General features: G+C 73.4%; 11 protein-coding genes. 2 read left to right on the plus strand and 9 right to left on the minus strand.

Annotated features, from left to right (window positions below):
- Positions 1-312: 312 nt before the first annotated feature.
- The 7 genes from C3486_RS30495 to C3486_RS30525 form a co-directional block, all read right to left on the minus strand.
- Positions 313-1,617 (minus strand): RIP metalloprotease, encoded by a 1,305-nt coding sequence (locus C3486_RS30495; RefSeq protein WP_103836054.1) that lies wholly within the window; start codon positions 1,615-1,617, stop codon positions 313-315.
- Positions 1,614-2,879 (minus strand): 1-deoxy-D-xylulose-5-phosphate reductoisomerase, encoded by a 1,266-nt coding sequence (gene dxr / locus C3486_RS30500; RefSeq protein WP_103836078.1) that lies wholly within the window; start codon positions 2,877-2,879, stop codon positions 1,614-1,616. Before dxr ends, C3486_RS30495 begins: the two co-directional genes overlap by 4 nt.
- A 323-nt stretch (positions 2,880-3,202) precedes the next feature.
- Complete coding sequence (locus C3486_RS30505; protein WP_103836055.1) at positions 3,203-5,122, minus strand: acyl-CoA dehydrogenase family protein; 1,920 nt, start codon at positions 5,120-5,122, stop codon at positions 3,203-3,205.
- A 218-nt stretch (positions 5,123-5,340) separates the two neighbouring features.
- Complete coding sequence (gene rpmF / locus C3486_RS30510) at positions 5,341-5,514, minus strand: 50S ribosomal protein L32 (RefSeq protein WP_103836056.1); 174 nt, start codon at positions 5,512-5,514, stop codon at positions 5,341-5,343.
- A gap of 176 nt (positions 5,515-5,690) precedes the next feature.
- Positions 5,691-7,151, minus strand: a complete 1,461-nt coding sequence (locus C3486_RS30515) for an aldehyde dehydrogenase family protein (protein ID WP_103836057.1) — start codon at positions 7,149-7,151, stop codon at positions 5,691-5,693.
- Between the two features lie 360 nt (positions 7,152-7,511).
- Entirely contained in the window at positions 7,512-9,149 is a 1,638-nt protein-coding gene (locus tag C3486_RS30520) for a PucR family transcriptional regulator (protein WP_103836058.1), read from the minus strand.
- A gap of 213 nt (positions 9,150-9,362) precedes the next feature.
- Positions 9,363-11,666, minus strand: coding sequence for an ATP/GTP-binding protein (locus tag C3486_RS30525; RefSeq protein ID WP_374936938.1), 2,304 nt, complete (start codon positions 11,664-11,666; stop codon positions 9,363-9,365).
- A 489-nt stretch (positions 11,667-12,155) separates the two neighbouring features.
- Here C3486_RS30525 and gabT point away from each other — a divergent pair, with 489 nt between their 5' ends.
- Both gabT and C3486_RS30535 read left to right on the plus strand, forming a co-directional pair.
- A complete protein-coding gene (gabT, locus tag C3486_RS30530; RefSeq protein WP_103836061.1) occupies positions 12,156-13,505 on the plus strand; it encodes a 4-aminobutyrate--2-oxoglutarate transaminase in 1,350 nt (449 codons plus the stop codon).
- A 276-nt stretch (positions 13,506-13,781) separates the two neighbouring features.
- Entirely contained in the window at positions 13,782-14,786 is a 1,005-nt protein-coding gene (locus C3486_RS30535; RefSeq protein WP_103836063.1) for a phosphatase PAP2 family protein, read from the plus strand.
- Positions 14,787-15,032: 246 nt separating this feature from the next.
- Here the strand turns inward: C3486_RS30535 and C3486_RS30540 are convergent, their stop codons facing one another.
- A complete protein-coding gene (locus tag C3486_RS30540; protein ID WP_103836064.1) occupies positions 15,033-15,485 on the minus strand; it encodes a hypothetical protein in 453 nt (150 codons plus the stop codon).
- Positions 15,486-15,664: 179 nt separating this feature from the next.
- Entirely contained in the window at positions 15,665-17,110 is a 1,446-nt protein-coding gene (locus C3486_RS30545) for an NAD(P)/FAD-dependent oxidoreductase (protein ID WP_374936939.1), read from the minus strand.
- Position 17,111 lies beyond the last annotated feature (1 nt).

The raw sequence follows: 17,111 nt of genomic DNA on the forward strand, positions 1-17,111 counted from the left end.
TGCGTCACCGCCCACGGCGACGGGACCGACGTGAATTTTGCGGCTGACCCTGCGGTCGGCGAGCTTGGTCGGAACGTCCGGCATTCCCAGCGCGATGGCAGTCATCTGACGAGCTTCCCCAAGGTGTGATCAAGGACCCGAGATCGGCGGGCTCCGGGGCCGAGGTTACGTCACGGGGCTTGCCGGAGGCACATCGCGGAGGTTGACACCGCCCGAAAGGACGGTTGCCGGACACCCGTACGTGTTCGCACGAGTGCCCGGCGTACCGGAGCGGTGTCCCCCGCGGCCGTACGGCCTCCTCGGAGCGAGGTCCTAGCCGGTCAGCCGTACCGGGTTGACCACGTCCGCGACCAGCACCAGCAGCGTGAAGCAGATGAAGATGCCGGCGACGACGTAGGCGACGGGCATGAGCTTCGCCACGTCGAAGGGGCCGGGGTCGGGGCGCCGGAAGACCTTGGCGAAGGCGCGGCGCAGCGACTCCCAGAGGGCGCCCGCGATGTGGCCGCCGTCGAGCGGGAGCAGCGGCAGCATGTTGAACAGGAAGAGCGAGAGGTTGAAGCCCGCGACCAGGAAGAGCATGGTCGCCACCCGCTGCGAGGGCGGGATGTCCAGGGAGAAGACCTCGCCGCCGACGCGGGCGGCGCCGACCACGCCCATCGGGGAGTCCTGCTTGCGCTCGCCGCCGTTGAAGGCGGCGTTCCACAGGTCGGGGACCTTGCCGGGGAGGGCGATCAGCGAGTCGACGCCCTGCTTGACCATGTTGCCCATGCGGTCGACGGACTGGCCGAAGTCCTGCCGGACGATGCCGCTGGCGGGGGTGAAGCCGAGGAAGCCTGCGGTGACGTACTGGTCGGGGACGTAGCCGCCGTGGCCGTCGGTCTTGGCGACCTTGTTCTCGATCAGGTCGGCGTGCAGCACCTGGCGGGCGCCGTGCCGCTCGATGGTGATGGTGGCGGGTCCCGTGGTGTCCCGGATGGCCTGCTGGAGGGTGCCCCAGTCGGCTACGGGCCGGCCGTCGAAGGCGACGATGCGGTCGCCGGCCCGCAGTCCGGCGGCCTTGGCCGGGGAGTCCTTGGCGTGGGCGGGGCACTTGTCGGTCTTGGCGGAGGCCGCGATGACGCAGTCCGAGACGGAGCCGACCTGGGTGGTCTGGGTGTTGATGCCGAAGCCCATGAGGACGCTCATGAAGATCACGACCGCGAGGATCAGGTTCATGAACGGCCCGGCGAACATCACGATGACGCGCTTCCAGGGCTTGCGGGTGTAGAACAGCCGCTTCTCGTCCCCCGGCTGCAGCTCCTCGAACGCGGCCGAGCGGGCGTCCTCGATCATGCCGCGCCAGGGCGAGGTGGAGCGGGCCGCCAGCTTCCCGTCGTCGCCGGGCGGGAACATGCCGATCATGCGGATGTAGCCGCCGGCCGGGATGGCCTTGATGCCGTACTCGGTGTCGCCCTTCCTGCGGGAGAAGAGGGTCGGCCCGAAGCCGACCATGTACTGCGGCACCCGGATGCCGAACATCTTGGCCGTCGACAGGTGCCCCAGCTCGTGCCAGGCGATCGAGAAGAGCAGGCCGACGACGAAGACGACGATGCCGAGGATGGTCATCCAGGTCGTCATGCGCGGGCCTCCGATGGTGTACGTGCCGCGCGGGCGGCCAGTTCACGGGCGCGGGCGCGCGCCCAGTTCTCCGCTTCCAGTACGTCCGAGAGGGTCAGGGACGTTCCCGGCGCGGGCGTGCCGTGCTCGGCGACGACTTCGGCGACCGTATCGACAATTCCTGTGAACGGCAGCCCGCCCTTCAAGAATGCGTCGACGCATTCCTCGTTGGCGGCGTTGAAGACGGCGGGTGCGGTGCCGCCGAGCGCGCCGACGTGGCAGGCGAGCGGTACGGAGGGGAAGGCTTCCTGGTCGAGGGGGAAGAACTCCCAGGTGTGGGCCTTGGTCCAGTCGATGCCGGGGGCGGCGTCGGGGATGCGCTCGGGCCAGCCGAGTGCGAGCGCGATCGGCATGCGCATGTCGGGCGGGCTGGCCTGGGCGAGGGTGGAGCCGTCGGTGAACTCGACCATGGAGTGGATGTAGGACTGCGGGTGGACGACGACCTCGATGCGCTCGAAGGGCACGTCGTACAGCAGGTGTGCCTCGATGACCTCCAGGCCCTTGTTGACCAGGGTCGCGGAGTTGATCGTGATGACGGGGCCCATGGCCCAGGTGGGGTGCGCGAGCGCCTGCTCGGGGGTGACGGTGGCCAGCTCGGCCTTGCTGCGGCCGCGGAAGGGGCCGCCGGAGGCGGTGACGACCAGCTTGCGCACCTCTTCGCGGGGGCCGCCCATCAGGCCCTGGAAGAGCGCGGAGTGCTCGGAGTCGACGGGGACGATCTGGCCGGGCTCGGCGAGCGCCTTGACCAGCGGGCCGCCGACGATCAGCGATTCCTTGTTGGCGAGCGCGAGGGAGGCGCCGCTCTCCAGGGCCGCGAGGGTGGGGGCAAGGCCGATGGAGCCGGTGATGCCGTTCAGTACGGTGTGGCACTTCGTGGCGGCGAGCTGGGTGGCGGCGTCGGGGCCGGCCAGGATCTCCGGGAGGGGCTCGCCCGGTCCGTACTGCGCCGCCAGTGCCTCGCGGAGCGCGGGCACGACGTCCTCGCGGGCCACCGCGACCGTGCGGACGCGCAGCTGCCGCGCCTGCTCGGCGAGGAGCGCGACCCGGCCGCCGGCGGCGGAGAGTCCGGTGACGCGGAAGCGGTCCGGGTTGCGCAGGACGAGATCGATCGCCTGGGTGCCGATGGAGCCGGTGGAGCCGAGGATCACGATGTCGCGTGGCTCGCCGGGTGCGGCGGGCGCCGGGGTGAAACGCAGGTGCGGATGGGCGAGGGATTCCGTCATGGGCACCATTGTGGCCGGTCCCGTCCGGAGTGCGGACACCAGCTCGCGGAAGAACGCCCGTGCCAGGGGCGCCGGGAGGCGCGCGGGGTGGTGCGGACGCCGCCTCGTCCGCGGCCCGCAGCCGTACGGGAACGCCGCCCGCTGCGTACGGAGGGGCGCCGTTCGCGGCGTACGGAGCGGGACCGCCCGCGGCGTACAGGAGGCGCCGCCACGTACCGCACACGAGGCGCCGCCACCCGCCCCTCCGTACGGACCGCACGGGCCGGTCCCCGTGTTGCGGGGGCCGGCCCGTCCCCCGTCCCGTCACCGGGCGGGTCCGCCCGTCACCGGATCCGCCGGTGCACGTTCTCCTTCCGCGCGGGCCCCGGTGTCGCGTCGGCGATCCAGGGGCCGTCCCCGCTGGGGTCGATGACCCCTTCCTCCAGCCAGGCGTATGTGCCGGTCAGCACGCCGGCCACGACCTTGCGGTCCAGCTCGTCGGTGTTGGTCCACAGCCGCGCGAACAGTTCTTCGACCCGGATCCTGGCCTGCCGGCAGAAGACGTCCGCCAGCTGGTGTGCCTCGCGGCCGTGCTCGCCGGTGGTCAGCAGGTGCTGGGCGCGTACGCATGCCGCGCTCATCGCGAACAGTTCGGCGCCGATGTCGACGATCCGGCCGAGGAAGCCCTGCTTGGTCTCCATCCGGCCCTGCCAGCGCGACATCGCGTAGAACGTGCTGCGCGCGAGCTTGCGTGAGGTCCGCTCGACGTACCGGAGATGGGTCGCCAGCTCGCCGAACTCCGCGTACGTGCCGGGCACCTGGCCCGGTCCGGCGACGAGCTTGGGCAGCCAGCGGGCGTAGAAACCGCCCGCCCGCGCCGCGGCCTTGCCCTTGTCGCCGAGGGACTTCTCGGGGTCGATGAGGTCGCCGGCGACGGAGAGGTGCGCGTCCACCGCCTCGCGGGCGATGAGCAGGTGCATGATCTCGGTCGAGCCCTCGAAGATCCGGTTGATGCGCATGTCGCGCAGCACCTGTTCGGCGGGGACGGCGCGCTCCCCGCGCGCGGCGAGCGACTCGGCGGTCTCGAAGCCGCGGCCGCCGCGGATCTGGACCAGTTCGTCGGCCATCAGCCAGCCCATCTCGGAGCCGTACAGCTTGGCGAGGGCCGCTTCGATGCGGATGTCGTTGCGGTCCTCGTCGGCCATCTGGGAGGCGAGGTCGACGACGGCTTCCAGTGCGAAGGTGGTGGCCGCGATGAAGGAGATCTTGCCGCCGACCGCCTCGTGCTTGGCGACCGGTTTGCCCCACTGCTCGCGGGCCGCCGACCATTCGCGGGCGATCTTCAGGCACCATTTGCCGACGCCGACGCACATGGCGGGCAGCGACAGGCGTCCGGTGTTGAGCGTGGTCAGCGCGATCTTCAGGCCGGCGCCCTCGGGTCCGATGCGGTTGGCGGCCGGGACGCGTACCTGGTGGAAGCGGGTGACGCCGTTCTCGATGCCGCGCAGGCCCATGAAGGCGTTGCGGTTCTCCACGGTGATGCCGTCGGAGCCGGCCTCGACGACGAAAGCGGTGATGCCGCCCTTGTGGCCCTCGGACTTCGGTACCCGGGCCATCACCACGAGCAGGTCGGCGACGACTCCGTTGGTCGTCCACAGCTTGACGCCGTCGAGTACGTAGTCGTCGCCGTCCGGTACGGCCATGGTGGCCAGCCGGGCCGGGTCCGAACCTACGTCCGGTTCGGTGAGCAGGAACGCGGAGATGTCCGTACGGGCCAGCCGCGGCAGGAACTGGTCCTTCTGCTCCTGTGTGCCGAACAGTTTCAGCGGCTGCGGTACGCCGATCGACTGGTGCGCGGAGAGCAGGGCGCCGATCGCGGGGCTGGCGGAACCGACGAGCGCGAGCGCCTTGTTGTAGTACACCTGGGTGAGCCCCAGGCCGCCGTACTTGGTGTCGATCTTCATGCCGAGCGCGCCGATCTCCTTGAGACCGGCGATGGTCTCGTCGGGGATCTGCGCCTCGCGCTCGATGCGCGCGCCGTCGATCTTCGTCTCGCAGAAGTCGCGGAGCTTGGCGAGGAATTCCTCACCACGCTGGACCGCTTCCGCGGCGGGGGTGGGGTGGGGGTGGACGAGGTCGAGCCGGAACCGCCCGAGGAACAGTTCCTTGGCGAAGCTGGGCTTGCGCCAGTCCTGTTCGCGGGCCGCCTCGGCGACCTGGCGTGCTTCGCGCTCGGAGACGTTGCGGGTGGTTGGAGCCGTCATGAGGAGGGTCACCTCACCGCGGAGTCGGGTGTCCGTACCGGTCCGCCGGGTCGGCTACCGGTCAGTTGCCTGCCCGGGTTGGCTACCGGTCAGTGCTACTTGTGAGTCTGTACCCGATCCGCACGGCTTGCACCAGTCCTCACGCACACGGAGGTGCGGCCGCACTCCCCCGGCCCGCCGCCCGGTCCCGGCGGCCGGCCCCGGGGCCGCTCCCGCCGTCAGTCGCGCGGCGGGTCGATCAGGCCCCGCTGGTACGCCTTCACGAGACGGCGCGGGACGGTGTACTGGCTGCCGTCGATGGTGATCGGTACGAGGTCGGGCGCGGCGGCCTTCCAGTTGCTCCGGCGGTGCCGGGTGTTGGCGCGGGACGTCTTCCGCTTGGGGACGGCCATGAGCTGCCTCCTGTGGCGCAGGGGTTGCGGTACGGCCGCCACCCTACATGAAAATGATTCCCATGTTTACGCGAGGTGGGTGCCCGGCCCGCGCCCGGGAAGACCGGAGGGCCGGGGCGCGCCCGATGCGCGCCCCGGCCCCTGCTGTCCAGTGTCCGGCCCGGTGGCCGGAAGCGTCAGAGTTCCAGCCCGGTCATCACCATCACTCGCTCGTAGGTGTAGTCGTCCATCGCGTAGCGGACGCCCTCGCGGCCCACACCGGACTGCTTGGCGCCGCCGTACGGCATCTGGTCGGCGCGGTACGACGGCACGTCGCCGATGATCACGCCGCCCACCTCCAGCACCTTGTGGGCGCGGAAGGCGGTCTGCAGGTCGTGGGTGAACACGCCTGCCTGGAGGCCGTACTTGGAGCTGTTGACGGCGGCGAAGGCCGCCTCCTCGCCGTCCACCTTCTGCACCGAGAGGACCGGCCCGAAGACCTCCTCGCAGGCCAGGGTCGTGCCCTCGGGCAGGTCGGCCAGGACGGTCGGCGCGTACGTGGCGCCCTCGCGCTTGCCGCCGGCGAGCAGCCGGGCGCCGGCCTGCACGGCCTCGTCGACCCAGGACTCCACGCGCTTGGCGGCGTCCTCGCTGACCAGCGGGCCGACCTCGGTGGCCGGGTCCGTCGGGTCGCCGGTGACCTGCGCCTCGACGCGCTCGACGATCTTCGGCAGCAGCCGGTCGTACACGCTCGCGTCGGCGATCACGCGCTGCACGGAGATGCAGGACTGGCCGCCCTGGTAGTTGGAGAAGGTCGCGATGCGCTGCGCGGCCCAGTCCAGGTCGGCCTCGGAGGCGTAGTCGGCGAGGATCACGGCCGCGCCGTTGCCGCCCAGCTCCAGGGTGCAGTGCTTGCGCGGCACCGAGTCCATGATCGCGTAGCCGACCTTCTCGGAACCGGTGAAGGAGATCACCGGCAGCCGCTCGTCCTGGACGAGCGCGGGCATCCGGTCGTTCGGCACCGGGAGGATGCTCCAGGAACCGGCCGGCAGGTCGGTCTCGGCCAGCAGCTCACCGAGGATCAGGCCGGAGAGCGGGGTGGCCGGGGCGGGCTTGAGGATGATCGGCACGCCGGCGGCGATGGCCGGGGCGACCTTGTGGGCGCTGAGGTTGAGCGGGAAGTTGAACGGGGCGATGCCGAGCACGGTGCCCTTGGGGACCCGGCGGATCAGCGCGAGCCGGCCGGTGCCGCCGCCGTCGGTGTCCAGGCGCATGGCCTCGCCGGCGTTGAAGCGGCGGGCCTCCTCGGCGGCGAACCGGAAGACGGACACGGCGCGGCCGACCTCGCCGCGCGCCCACTTGATCGGCTTGCCGTTCTCCGCGGAGATCAGCTGGGCGATCTCCTCCGTACGCTCGACCAGGCGCTGGGTGACGTGGTCCAGCGCGGCGGCGCGCACGTGCGCGGGGGTGGCGGCGAACTCGGCCTGCACCGCGACGGACGCGGCCACGGCCTCCTCGACCTGCTCCTCGGTGGGCACGCTCACGGTGCCGACGGTGCGGCCGTCCCAGGGCGAGGTGACCTCGAAGGTCTCCGCGCCGGTCGCCTCTCGGCCGGCGAGCCAGAAAGCCGTGGTGGCTGCGTCATTACGGATCGGCACAGTGGTTACCGGCCCTTCTCGGTGGCGGGGTGAGTGGCGTGCCGGCGGCGCGCGGCGCTGCTGCCTGCCGCGCCCGGCCTCGGTCGCCCTTCCGGACGGGAACCACGGTAGGTGCGCACTCCCGGCCCGGTGTTTGTCCGGGACGTACTACTCCGCGGGCCGGGTCCTACGGATTGGCGAGTGCGCGGGGCGCTGCACGCCGCTTCAGCGGGTGCCGCGGCCCGGACACGGGCGGCCCGGGGCGCCGGCGGGCCGGCCTCCGGGGGCTCCGGCCGCGCCCGGGAAGCGGGCCGCGCCCAGCGGTTCGGGCCCCACCCAGCGGTTCGGGCCGCGCCCGGCGGTTCGGGCCGTCCCCGCGGCTCAGTTCTCCGTCGTGAACGACGTGGCCTTCAGGGCCAGCCACAGTTCCATCCGGACGTCCGGGTCGTCCAGGGAGCGGCCCAGGATCTCCTCGACGCGGCGCATCCGGTAGCGCAGGGTGTGCCGGTGCACGCCCAGGTCGGCGGCGGCCGCGTCCCACTGGCCGTGCCGGGACAGCCAGGCGCGCAGCGAGGCCACCAGGTCGCCGCGGCCGGTCGCGTCATGGTCGTGCAGCGCGCGCAGCATGCCGTCGGCGAAGGCCCGTACCGCCTCGTCGGCGAGGAGCGGCAGCACCGAACCGGCCGCCACGTCCTCGTGCCCCACCAGCACCCGGCCGCGCCGCCTGGCCACCGACATGGCCTGCTCGGCCTGCCGGTGCGCCACCGCTGCGGTGGCGGGCCCCGAGGGCGCGGAGACGCCGACGGCGAGGTCGGGGGCGCCGTTCGTACTCGCCGCGGCGGCCGGGCGCCGGCGGGTGGCCGCTTCGGCCCGGTTCTCCAGCGCGGCGGCGTGTGCCGCGCCGGCCTCGGCCGCCGCACCGCCGTCGGCCGCGAGGACGGTCAGCCGGGTACCGTCCGGTACCGCGAGCACCGCCTCGCCGCTGCGGGCCGCCGCCGACTCCATCGCGTCGGCCAGCGCGTCCAGCGCGGCGGTGGTCTCGGCGGCGGACCGCTCCTCGCCGTTGCCGTTCGGCACCGGTTCCGCCACCAGTACCCGGAACGGGGCGTCCAGCAGTCCGCCGTACAGCCGCCCGGCCACCGCGCGCGCGTGGTCCGGCTCGCCGGCCAGCAGCATCCGCAGCACCGCGGCGCCGAGGCGCTGTTCGGCCTCCTGCAGGGCGCGGGACCGCTCGGTGGTCAGGGTCAGCAGGGCGACGGCGGAGTGCACGGCGTACCGCTCGGCCGTGCCCAGGGGCGCGCCCGTACCGACGGCGAGCACCCCGCGGGCCCGGCGGCCCGTGCCGAGGGACTGCAGCTCGACCCGGTCGTCACCCTCGGCGTCGGAGACGACGGAGCTCGCGGGGGCCGGGCGTTCGCGCAGCCTGGCGATGTCGTCGGTGAGGCGGGCGGCCCGGCGGGCCGCCCAGTCGGGGGCGGCGGCGACCACGGCGCCGGAGGCGTCGTACAGCGCCGCCCAGCCCTTGAGGTGGGCGGCGAGCCGGGCGAGCAGCTCCGCCGGGCCCTCGGCGGACAGGGCGGCGCGGGTCAGCTCACGCTGCGCCTCGAAGCCCTCGGTGACGGCGCGGTACTGGTCGGCGGCGACGGCCGCCGAGACGGCCTTGCTGATCGCGACGAACGGCGTCCGGCGCGGCACCGCCAGCAGCGGGAAGTCCTCCTCGCGGGCCGCGGTGAGCAGCGCTTCGGGCACGTCCTCGTAGTTCACCCCGACCGCGAAGCCCAGGCCGACCACCCCGGCGCCCGCGATGCGCCGTACGTACCGGCGGGCGACCTCCGGGTCCTCGGCGTCCAGCTTGAGCGCGGTGATGAGCAGCAGCTCGCCGCCCTCCATGTACGGCACCGGGTCGATCAGCTCGCTCACGTGCGCCCAGCGGACGGGGGTGTCCAGCCGGTCCCCGCCCGCGAGCACGGTCAGCTTGAGCGCGGAGTGGTGGGCGAGCGAGGCAAGGGTGTGAGGCATGGGACCTTCGGTGCGCGTGCGGCGGGAGCCGGGTTCTCTCCGTCGGGTTTTCTCCGTCCCGTACGAACGGCCACCCTCAATTCTGCCTCAGCGGAGGAATCGGGGCGCCCGCTTCCGCGCTGCGGAGTGGGGCGAAGCCCCGCTACGAGGGACCGGGAGCCCTACGCGGGCCACGGCCCCTCGGCCCGCCCCACGATCACGACTCCCCACGGCTCACCCCCGCAGATCCACCAGCACCGGCGGTGCCGACTCCCCCGTCACCGAGGTGACCGACAGCACCGCGTGCCCGGCCGGTACGGCATTGGCCAGGTCCGACGCCGACCACCGCTCCCGCTCCACGGTCCGTACCGTGACCGCCTTCGCCGTCACGTCCTTCCCCGTCACCAGCCGCCGGATGGAGTGCATCAGCTTGGTGAACGGCTCGTCGGAGACGATCTGCCGGTCGGTGACGTCCCGCGTCTCCACCCAGGCCTTGCCCCACACCTCGGCGAACCGCGCGCCGTCCCACGTCGTCACGCCCGCGAACGCCATCCGGCAGCCGACCGTGCCCAGCAGCGCCCCGCGCAGCGACTCGGGTACGTCGTCCAGCGCCCGCAGCGTCAGCACGACGCCGGCGTTGGCCGACCGCAGCCGCTGCAGCCCGCGCAACGCCTCCTGTGTCACGACGTGCGAGGCGTCGTCGAGCACCAGGCACGCGAAGACCGACCGGTCCGAGCGCGCCACCGCGCACTCCGTGAACTGCGCCAGCACCAGCCGCGCCAGGATCCGCGAGGCATCGGCGTGCCCGCGCTCCGGCAGGTCGATCCGGACCCGCAGCGGGCGGTCCAGCGCGCGCAGCGACACCTGCCGCGACCGGCCCGTGGTGTCGAAGAAACCGGCGAAAGCGGGGCGGTCCAGCAGCGCGATCCGGTCCGCGAGCAGCGCCCCGGCGTCGCCCGCCCGCTGCGCCTGCCGCTCCCGCGCGTCCAGCTCGCGCAGCGCGCCCTGCTCCCCGGCCGCCTCCAGCGCGGCCCGCAGCGAGCCCAGCGCCTCCGGCGCCCCGTCCAGCAGCTCCCGCAGCTCGGCCACCCCGGGGAACCGCCCGTGCGCCGCCCGGAACGGCCCGAGCACCTGCCCCAGCACCGTCGCGGCCCGCCGGCTCTCCCCACCCGGCACCCCCACCGCCAGATCCCCCACCAACGCCTCCCCCAACACGGCAGCCGCCTCGTCGGGATCGCTGGTACCGCCGTAGAGGTCGAGGTCACAGGGGGAGTCGCGGTGCCCGACGCGGACGACGGCGTCGAAGGCGTCGTCCCCGGCCGGCCCGTCGCCCGCCGCGCCGACCGACACCACGGCGGCCCGGCCGGCGAGCGCCTGCAGGCACATCGTCTCCAGCACGGGACGCACCAGCCGGGTGGTCTTGCCCGAGCCGGGCGGGCCGACCGCCAGCAGCGAGGTCCCCAGAACGGCGGGGTCGAGCGCGGCGCCGGTGCCGCGCCGGTCGTAGGGGTTGCGGACATCGTCGGACGCCGTGCCGATGCGCACCTGCCCGGTGAGCAGGTCGTGCCGGGCGGTGCGCACCGGCAGGTCACGGGCGCCGGAGGGGTGGCCGCAGGCGGCGGAACCGTGCCGCTGGACGCTCTCGACGAAGGCGGGGAAGCGGCTGGTCTGCATCCGTACGGACTGCCAGGCGCGGGTGATCCGGGAGTGGTCCACGTCGTTCATCAGCCCGGCCCGCGCCTCCCGCGCCAGCCGCTCCGCCGCCTCCCCGGCCCCTGCGGCCCGCAGCTCCGCCCATTCGGCGTGGTCGACCTGGAGGACCTGGGCACCGGCCTCGGACGTGTCCGCGGTGTCGGCCTTGCGGCGCATGCCGGCCGGCGCGAACCGGCGCCATACCTCGCCCCAGAGGCCGAACGGGGCGCAGACGGCCAGCACGAGGCCGAGGTCGATGAGGGAGTAACTCGCCGAGTAGTACACGTACGACGTGGAATCGCCGGACGCCGGCGTCCAGTTCTTCAGCTGCAGCATCAGCAGCGAGGAATCGCGCGCCTCGTCCGTGCACCACTGCCACAGCAGCCAGGCGACGACGAGCGCCGCCACGGCACGCAGGACCAGCGCGCCGCTGGGAAGAGCCTCGAGGTCCTTCGGAGCCAGCCAGCCGGGCAGCCGCTTCCAGACCCGCCGGCCGACCGGGGCGAGGAGCCGCCGGAAGAGCGCGGGCCAGCGGCCCACCCGTCCGAAGACGGCGACTATGGCGCCGAGGATGAGCGCCATGTAGAGGAAGGAGGAGACGACGCCGGTGTTACCCGTCCGCCACGAGTCCGGCAGCATCACCTCCAGCGGCCACTTCCAGTAGGGGCCGAGGTAGCTGTTCATCAGCAGGGACCACAGCAGCCACGCGCACAGGAACGAGATGACGGCCCCGGCGATCAGCTGCGGCACCGCGATCTCCTGCGGCTCCTCCTTCGGCCGGGGCCGGTGTTCGAAGGACCAGATGCCCGGGCCCGCCAGGACGCGGGGGGCGCGGAGCCAGGCCATGAAGGGGGACTCCGCCGCGCCGGATGACGTGGCGCCCGGTGCGGCGGGTGCCGGGGGTGCCGTGGCGGGCATCGGCGGGATCGGCGCCTGGCCCGCCGCACCCCCGGGCGGAGACGGCATCGGGGCCTGCCCCGCCGCTCCCCCGCCCCCCGTAGGCATCGTCGGTGGTGCCGTCGGAGGCGGGATGCGGTCCGAGTGGGTGTTGCGTGCGTCGTGCGTGCCCTCGGTGTCCATCCGGTGTCCCTGTTCCCCCTAGTGAGCGCGGGCGGTGTGCCGCGGATCAATCTACTGGCCGTACGCCGTCGGCATACCCGTCCCGCGCTATGTCCGGTGCGGACAACGCGCCCCCCGCACTTCTCCCGAACGGTGCATGCCCCGGCCGCCCGACCGCCCCTAGCCTGCGAACGCAACCCCTTAGTACGTCACGCAGTACGCCGCGCCGCCTCCGTGCGTCCGCGTCCGCGTCCTCGTTCCCTCCAGGAGACTGCCATGTCCGAACTGACCGGAGGCCCCGCCCTCCCCCAGGAGCGCCGCGTCGTCACCGCGATCCCCGGCCCCAAGTCCCAGGAGCTGTGGGCGCGCAAGCAGGAGACCGTGGCGGCCGGTGTCGGCGCGGTCCTGCCCGTGTTCATCAAGCGCGCCGGCGGCGGCGTGCTGGAGGACGTGGACGGCAATTCGCTGATCGACTTCGGTTCCGGCATCGCGGTGACCTCGGTGGGCAGCAGTGCCGAGGCCGTCGTGCGCCGCGCCGCCGCGCAGCTCGCGGACTTCACCCACACCTGTGCGATGGTCACGCCGTACGAGCCGTACCTGGAGGTCTGCGAGGCGCTCGCCGAGCTGACCCCGGGCGACCACGCGAAGAAGTCGGCGCTGTTCAACTCCGGCGCGGAGGCCGTGGAGAACGCCGTCAAGATCGCGCGCGCTTACACCAAGCGGCAGGCCGTGGTCGTGTTCGACCACGGCTACCACGGGCGTACGAACCTGACGATGGCGCTGACGGCGAAGAACATGCCGTACAAGCACGGCTTCGGCCCGTTCGCGCCCGAGGTCTACCGGGTGCCGCTGGCCTACCCCTACCGCTGGCTGACCGGCCCGGAGAACTGCGCCCAGGAGGCCGCTGACCAGGCCATCTCGCAGATCACCAAGCAGATCGGCGCGGAGAACGTCGCCGCGATCATCATCGAGCCGGTGCTCGGCGAGGGCGGCTTCATCGAGCCGGCCAAGGGCTTCCTGCCCGCGATGGCGAAGTTCGCGAAGGACAACGGGATCGTGTTCGTCGCGGACGAGATCCAGTCGGGCTTCTGCCGGACCGGGCAGTGGTTCGCGTGCGAGGACGAGGGCATCGTCCCCGACCTGATCACGACCGCGAAGGGCATTGCCGGCGGTCTGCCGCTGGCCGCCGTGACCGGCCGCGCGGAGATCATGGACGCCGCCCACGCCGGTGGCCTCGGCGGTACGTACGGCGGTAACCCCGTCGCCTGCGCCGCCGCCGTCGGCGCGATCGAGACCATGCGCGAGCTGGACCTGAACGCCAAGGCCCAGCGCATCGAAGAGGTCATGAAGTCGCGCCTTGCGACCATGGCCGAGAAGTACGACATCATCGGCGAGGTCCGCGGCCGCGGCGCGATGATCGCCATCGAGCTGGTGCAGTCCGGCTCGAAGGACCCGAACCCGGAGGCGACCTCGGCGCTGGCCAAGGCCTGCCACCAGGAGGGCCTGCTGATCCTGACCACCGGTACGTACGGCAACGTCATCCGCTTCCTGCCGCCGCTGGTCATCGGCGAGGACCTGCTCAACGAGGGCCTGGACATCCTGGAGTCGGCCTTCGCGGCCCTCTGAGCCCTCCCGGTTCCTGAGCGGTTCCTCAGCAGTTCCTCAGCAGTCCCTCAGCGGCTCCTGGAGCACAGCCTTCGGAGCCGCCCCCGCCACCGTTCAGGTGAGCGAGGAATCGAGCGCCCGTCCGCCTGCCGGCACGGGCGCTCGGCGCTTTCCGGGACCGGAATCCGGGCCACCGGGCCGAAGTGGCGAGACGGCGTGAAGAAGATGTGCGGGGCCCATGGCGGGTGGGTGATCCGGGTGTCGGAGCGGCCCCGCCCTGCCGTACGGTTTCTGCAGATGAGAGAAACACCCCGCTCGCAGGGGACTGCGAGCGATGCCCGGTCGGCGCTTCCCCGGCTTCGACCTGGCTGTGCCCTCGCGCACACCACCGGAGCCCCCGGCTCCGGGAATCCTCACCGATCGGATGGCCGCCCGCCCCAGACCCCCCGGGGCGCGCGGTTCACCGGTCAGCGCGGCCGCCCCGGAATCACCCCCCCTGTTCCGGGGCGGCCGGCCTCTCTCCCCGCGCTCGCGTGCACACTGGCCGCGCCGGTCGCGCTCCTCGCACTCCTCACCTGGCAGGTCGCCGCCCACGGGGCGCTGCTGCGGCTGGACGCCCGGCTGGACCACGTACTCCTGGGCCGTGCCCTGCCCGGTCCGCTCGCCGAACTCCTCGCCGATCTCGGCAACATGACGGTGGCGCTGCCCGTCCTGCTGGCCGCCGCCGCGTACGCGGGGTGGCGGGCCCGTGCCGCGGGACTCCCCCGCTGGTGGCTGCCGCCGCTCGCCGCCGCCGTCGCGATGGCGCTGGTGCCGGCGCTCGTCGGGCCGCTGCAGGCCGTGCTGGCCCGGCCGGCGCCGCCGGGCCCCCTCGCCGGCGGGACCGGGTTCTACCCCTCGGGGCACGCGGCGACGGCCGCGGTGGCGTACGGCGCCGCCGCGCTGCTCCTGCTGCCGTGCGCGGCCGCCCCGTACGCCCGCCGGCTCCTGATCACCGCCGCGCTCGTGCTGATCCTGGCCACCGGACCGGGCCTGGTCGTCCGCGGCTACCACTGGCCGCTGGACGTCCTGGCCTCATGGGCCCTGTCGACGGCCCTCCTCACGGCGCTGTACGCAGCGGCGTACGGCATCCGGCGACGCGGTACCGGCGACGGGGACGGGGACTCCGCCGGCTCCGGCATCGGTGACGGGGCCTCCGGCGGCTCCGGCGACCGGCCCGGCGGCTCCGACGACGGCCCCGGCGGCCCCGGCAACAGGCCCGTTGACTCCAACGACGGCCCGGGCGACTCCGGCGGCCACTGACGCCCCACGGCGACTCCGGCGGCCGTTGACGACCCACTGGGACTCCGGCCGCTGACGCCGTACGGCATCCGGCGACGCGATACCGGCAACGGGGGCTCCGGCGACGGCCCCGGCGATTCCGGCGGTCGCTGACCTCCGCGGCGGCCGGGAGCGCGGCGACCGCAGAGGTCAGCGGCCGCGGCCACCGGGATCCCGGTGGCTTCGGGGGCCGCTGACGCTCCCGAAGCCGCCGGGGCCCCGGTCCCTTCACGGCTCCCCGGCCACCCGCGCCGCCGCCTCGTGCAGGGCCAGTTCCAGTACGCCGGGGTCGGTGAGCGTGCCGTCGCCGTCCGGGGGGATCAGCCAGCGGGTGCCGCCGGTGCAGCGGCCCGGGTAGGGGACGACGATCCAGGTGCCGCGGCCGGCGCCGCGTACCCCCGTGCCCACCCAGCGGGCCGACGTGCCCGGCGGCACGAAGAAGCCGATGCGGCTGTCGCCGAAGTCGGCGAGCACCGGGCCCGGCCGGTCGAGGCAGTGGGTGAGCACGTCGAGCGCCGGATAGCCCAGGGCGCCTGGGATGATCAGTACGTCCCAGGCCAGGCCGGCCGGGAGGAGCGCCACCCCCAGCGGGTTGCGCTCCCATTCGAAGCGGCAGGCCTCCGGGTCCGGTGCCACCGCCACGAGCCATTCCACGGCGCGCTTGTCCCCCGTGGGGTCCATGTCTGCCTCCCTCTCCGCTCGCCGGCCCGTCGGGGCCGCGTTCCGAGAGGGAGAGGGGGAGGCCAGCGCCTCCTTACACGGGTTGATCGGTGATCTTGGGGTGGCGTGGGTCACACGCCGCACGTGGTGGTGCGCGGGCGCGCCCCGAAGGCCCGCCCGCGCCCCGCCGGGCACGGCGTTCAGCTGTCGAAGCCCATGCCCACCTTGTCCATCGCCCTCAGCCACAGGTTGCGCCGGCCGCCGCGTGCGTCGGCCCGGCTCATCGACCACTGGGTGATGCCGATGCCGGCCCAGCGCAGCGGTTCCGGCGGGAACGGCAGCGGCTTCGTGCGGACCATCTCCAGCTCCGTGCGCTCGGTGCGCTCCCCGGAGAGCAGGTCGAGCATGACGTCGGCGCCGAAGCGGGTGGCGCCGACACCCAGGCCCGTGTAGCCGGCGGCGTACGCGACCCGGCCGCCGTGCGCGGTGCCGAAGAACGCCGAGAAGCGGGAGCAGGTGTCGATGGCGCCGCCCCAGGCGTGGCTGAAGCGGACGCCCTCCAGCTGCGGGAAGCACTGGAAGAAGTGGCGGGCGAGCTTCTCGTAGGTGGCCGGGTGGTGGTCGTACTCGGCGCGCACGCCGCCGCCGTAGCGGTAGACGATGTCGTAACCGCCCCAGAGGATGCGGTGGTCGGCGGTGATGCGGAAGTAGTGGAAGTGGTTGTTGCTGTCGGACAGGCCCTGCCGGTTCTTCCAGCCGATGGCCGCGAGCTGCTCGCCGGTCAGCGGTTCGGTCATCAGGGCGTGGTCGTAGACCGGGACGACGTACGGGCGGACCCTGCGGACCAGACTGGGGAAGGCGTTGGTGCCGAGCGCGACGTGGCGCGCGAAGACGCGTCCGTAGGGCGTGCGGACGGCCATGCCGGTGCCGTCGGCGGCCAGGTCGGTGGCGCGGGTGTGCTCGTAGATGCGGACGCCGTGGTCCAGGCAGGCGCGCTTGAGTCCCCAGGCGAGGCGGGCGGGGTTGAGCATGGCGACGCCGTCGCGGTTCCACAGGCCGGCCAGGAAGGTGGGCGAGTGGACCTCGGCGCGTACGGCGTCCCGGTCGAGGAATTCGTATCCGGTGAGGCCGAGGCGGTCGGCGTCCTCGGCGGCCTCGCGGAGCTCGGCGATCTGGTGCGGCTCGGTGGCGAGGTCGATCTCGCCGGTGCGCTCGAAGGCGCAGTCGATGCCGTACCGCTCGACCGCTTCCCCGATGGCGTCGAGGTTGCGGGCGCCCAGCTCTTCGAGCTTCTCCAGCTCGCCGGGCCAGCGGGCCAGGCCGTTGCCCAGGCCGTGGGTGAGGGAGGCGGCGCAGAAGCCGCCGTTGCGGCCGGAGGCGGCCCAGCCGGCCTGCTGGCCCTCGACCAGGACGACGTCGCGTGCGGGGTCGCGCTCCTTGGCGAGCAGGGCGGTCCACAGGCCGCTGTAGCCGCCGCCGACGACGAGCAGGTCGCAGCGTTCGTCGCCGACGAGGGCCGGGAGGGCCGCGGGGCGGTCGGGGTCGTCCAGCCAGAAGGGGGTCGGGGCCGCGTCCGCGAGCGCGTGGACGGCCGGTGCGGGGGTCCGGGTGGTCGGCCCGGTGGGGTTCATGGCAGCTCGTGCCATG

This window comes from Streptomyces sp. Ru73, assembly GCF_002920575.1.
Classification (GTDB): Bacteria; Actinomycetota; Actinomycetes; order Streptomycetales; family Streptomycetaceae; genus Streptomyces.

Bases quoted from the DNA above. Each gene is read 5' to 3' on its own strand.
- C3486_RS30520 (WP_103836058.1), bottom strand. From the start codon at position 9,149: ATGCCTCACACCCTTGCCTCGCTCGCCCACCACTCCGCGCTCAAGCTG.
- C3486_RS30505 (WP_103836055.1), bottom strand. From the start codon at position 5,122: ATGACGGCTCCAACCACCCGCAACGTCTCCGAGCGCGAAGCACGCCAG.
- C3486_RS30535 (WP_103836063.1), top strand. From the start codon at position 13,782: ATGAGAGAAACACCCCGCTCGCAGGGGACTGCGAGCGATGCCCGGTCG.
- C3486_RS30545 (WP_374936939.1), bottom strand. From the start codon at position 17,110: ATGGCACGAGCTGCCATGAACCCCACCGGGCCGACCACCCGGACCCCC.
- C3486_RS30525 (WP_374936938.1), bottom strand. From the start codon at position 11,666: ATGGCCTGGCTCCGCGCCCCCCGCGTCCTGGCGGGCCCGGGCATCTGG.
- dxr (WP_103836078.1), bottom strand. From the start codon at position 2,879: ATGACGGAATCCCTCGCCCATCCGCACCTGCGTTTCACCCCGGCGCCC.
- rpmF (WP_103836056.1), bottom strand. From the start codon at position 5,514: ATGGCCGTCCCCAAGCGGAAGACGTCCCGCGCCAACACCCGGCACCGC.
- C3486_RS30540 (WP_103836064.1), bottom strand. From the start codon at position 15,485: ATGGACCCCACGGGGGACAAGCGCGCCGTGGAATGGCTCGTGGCGGTG.
- C3486_RS30495 (WP_103836054.1), bottom strand. From the start codon at position 1,617: ATGACGACCTGGATGACCATCCTCGGCATCGTCGTCTTCGTCGTCGGC.
- gabT (WP_103836061.1), top strand. From the start codon at position 12,156: ATGTCCGAACTGACCGGAGGCCCCGCCCTCCCCCAGGAGCGCCGCGTC.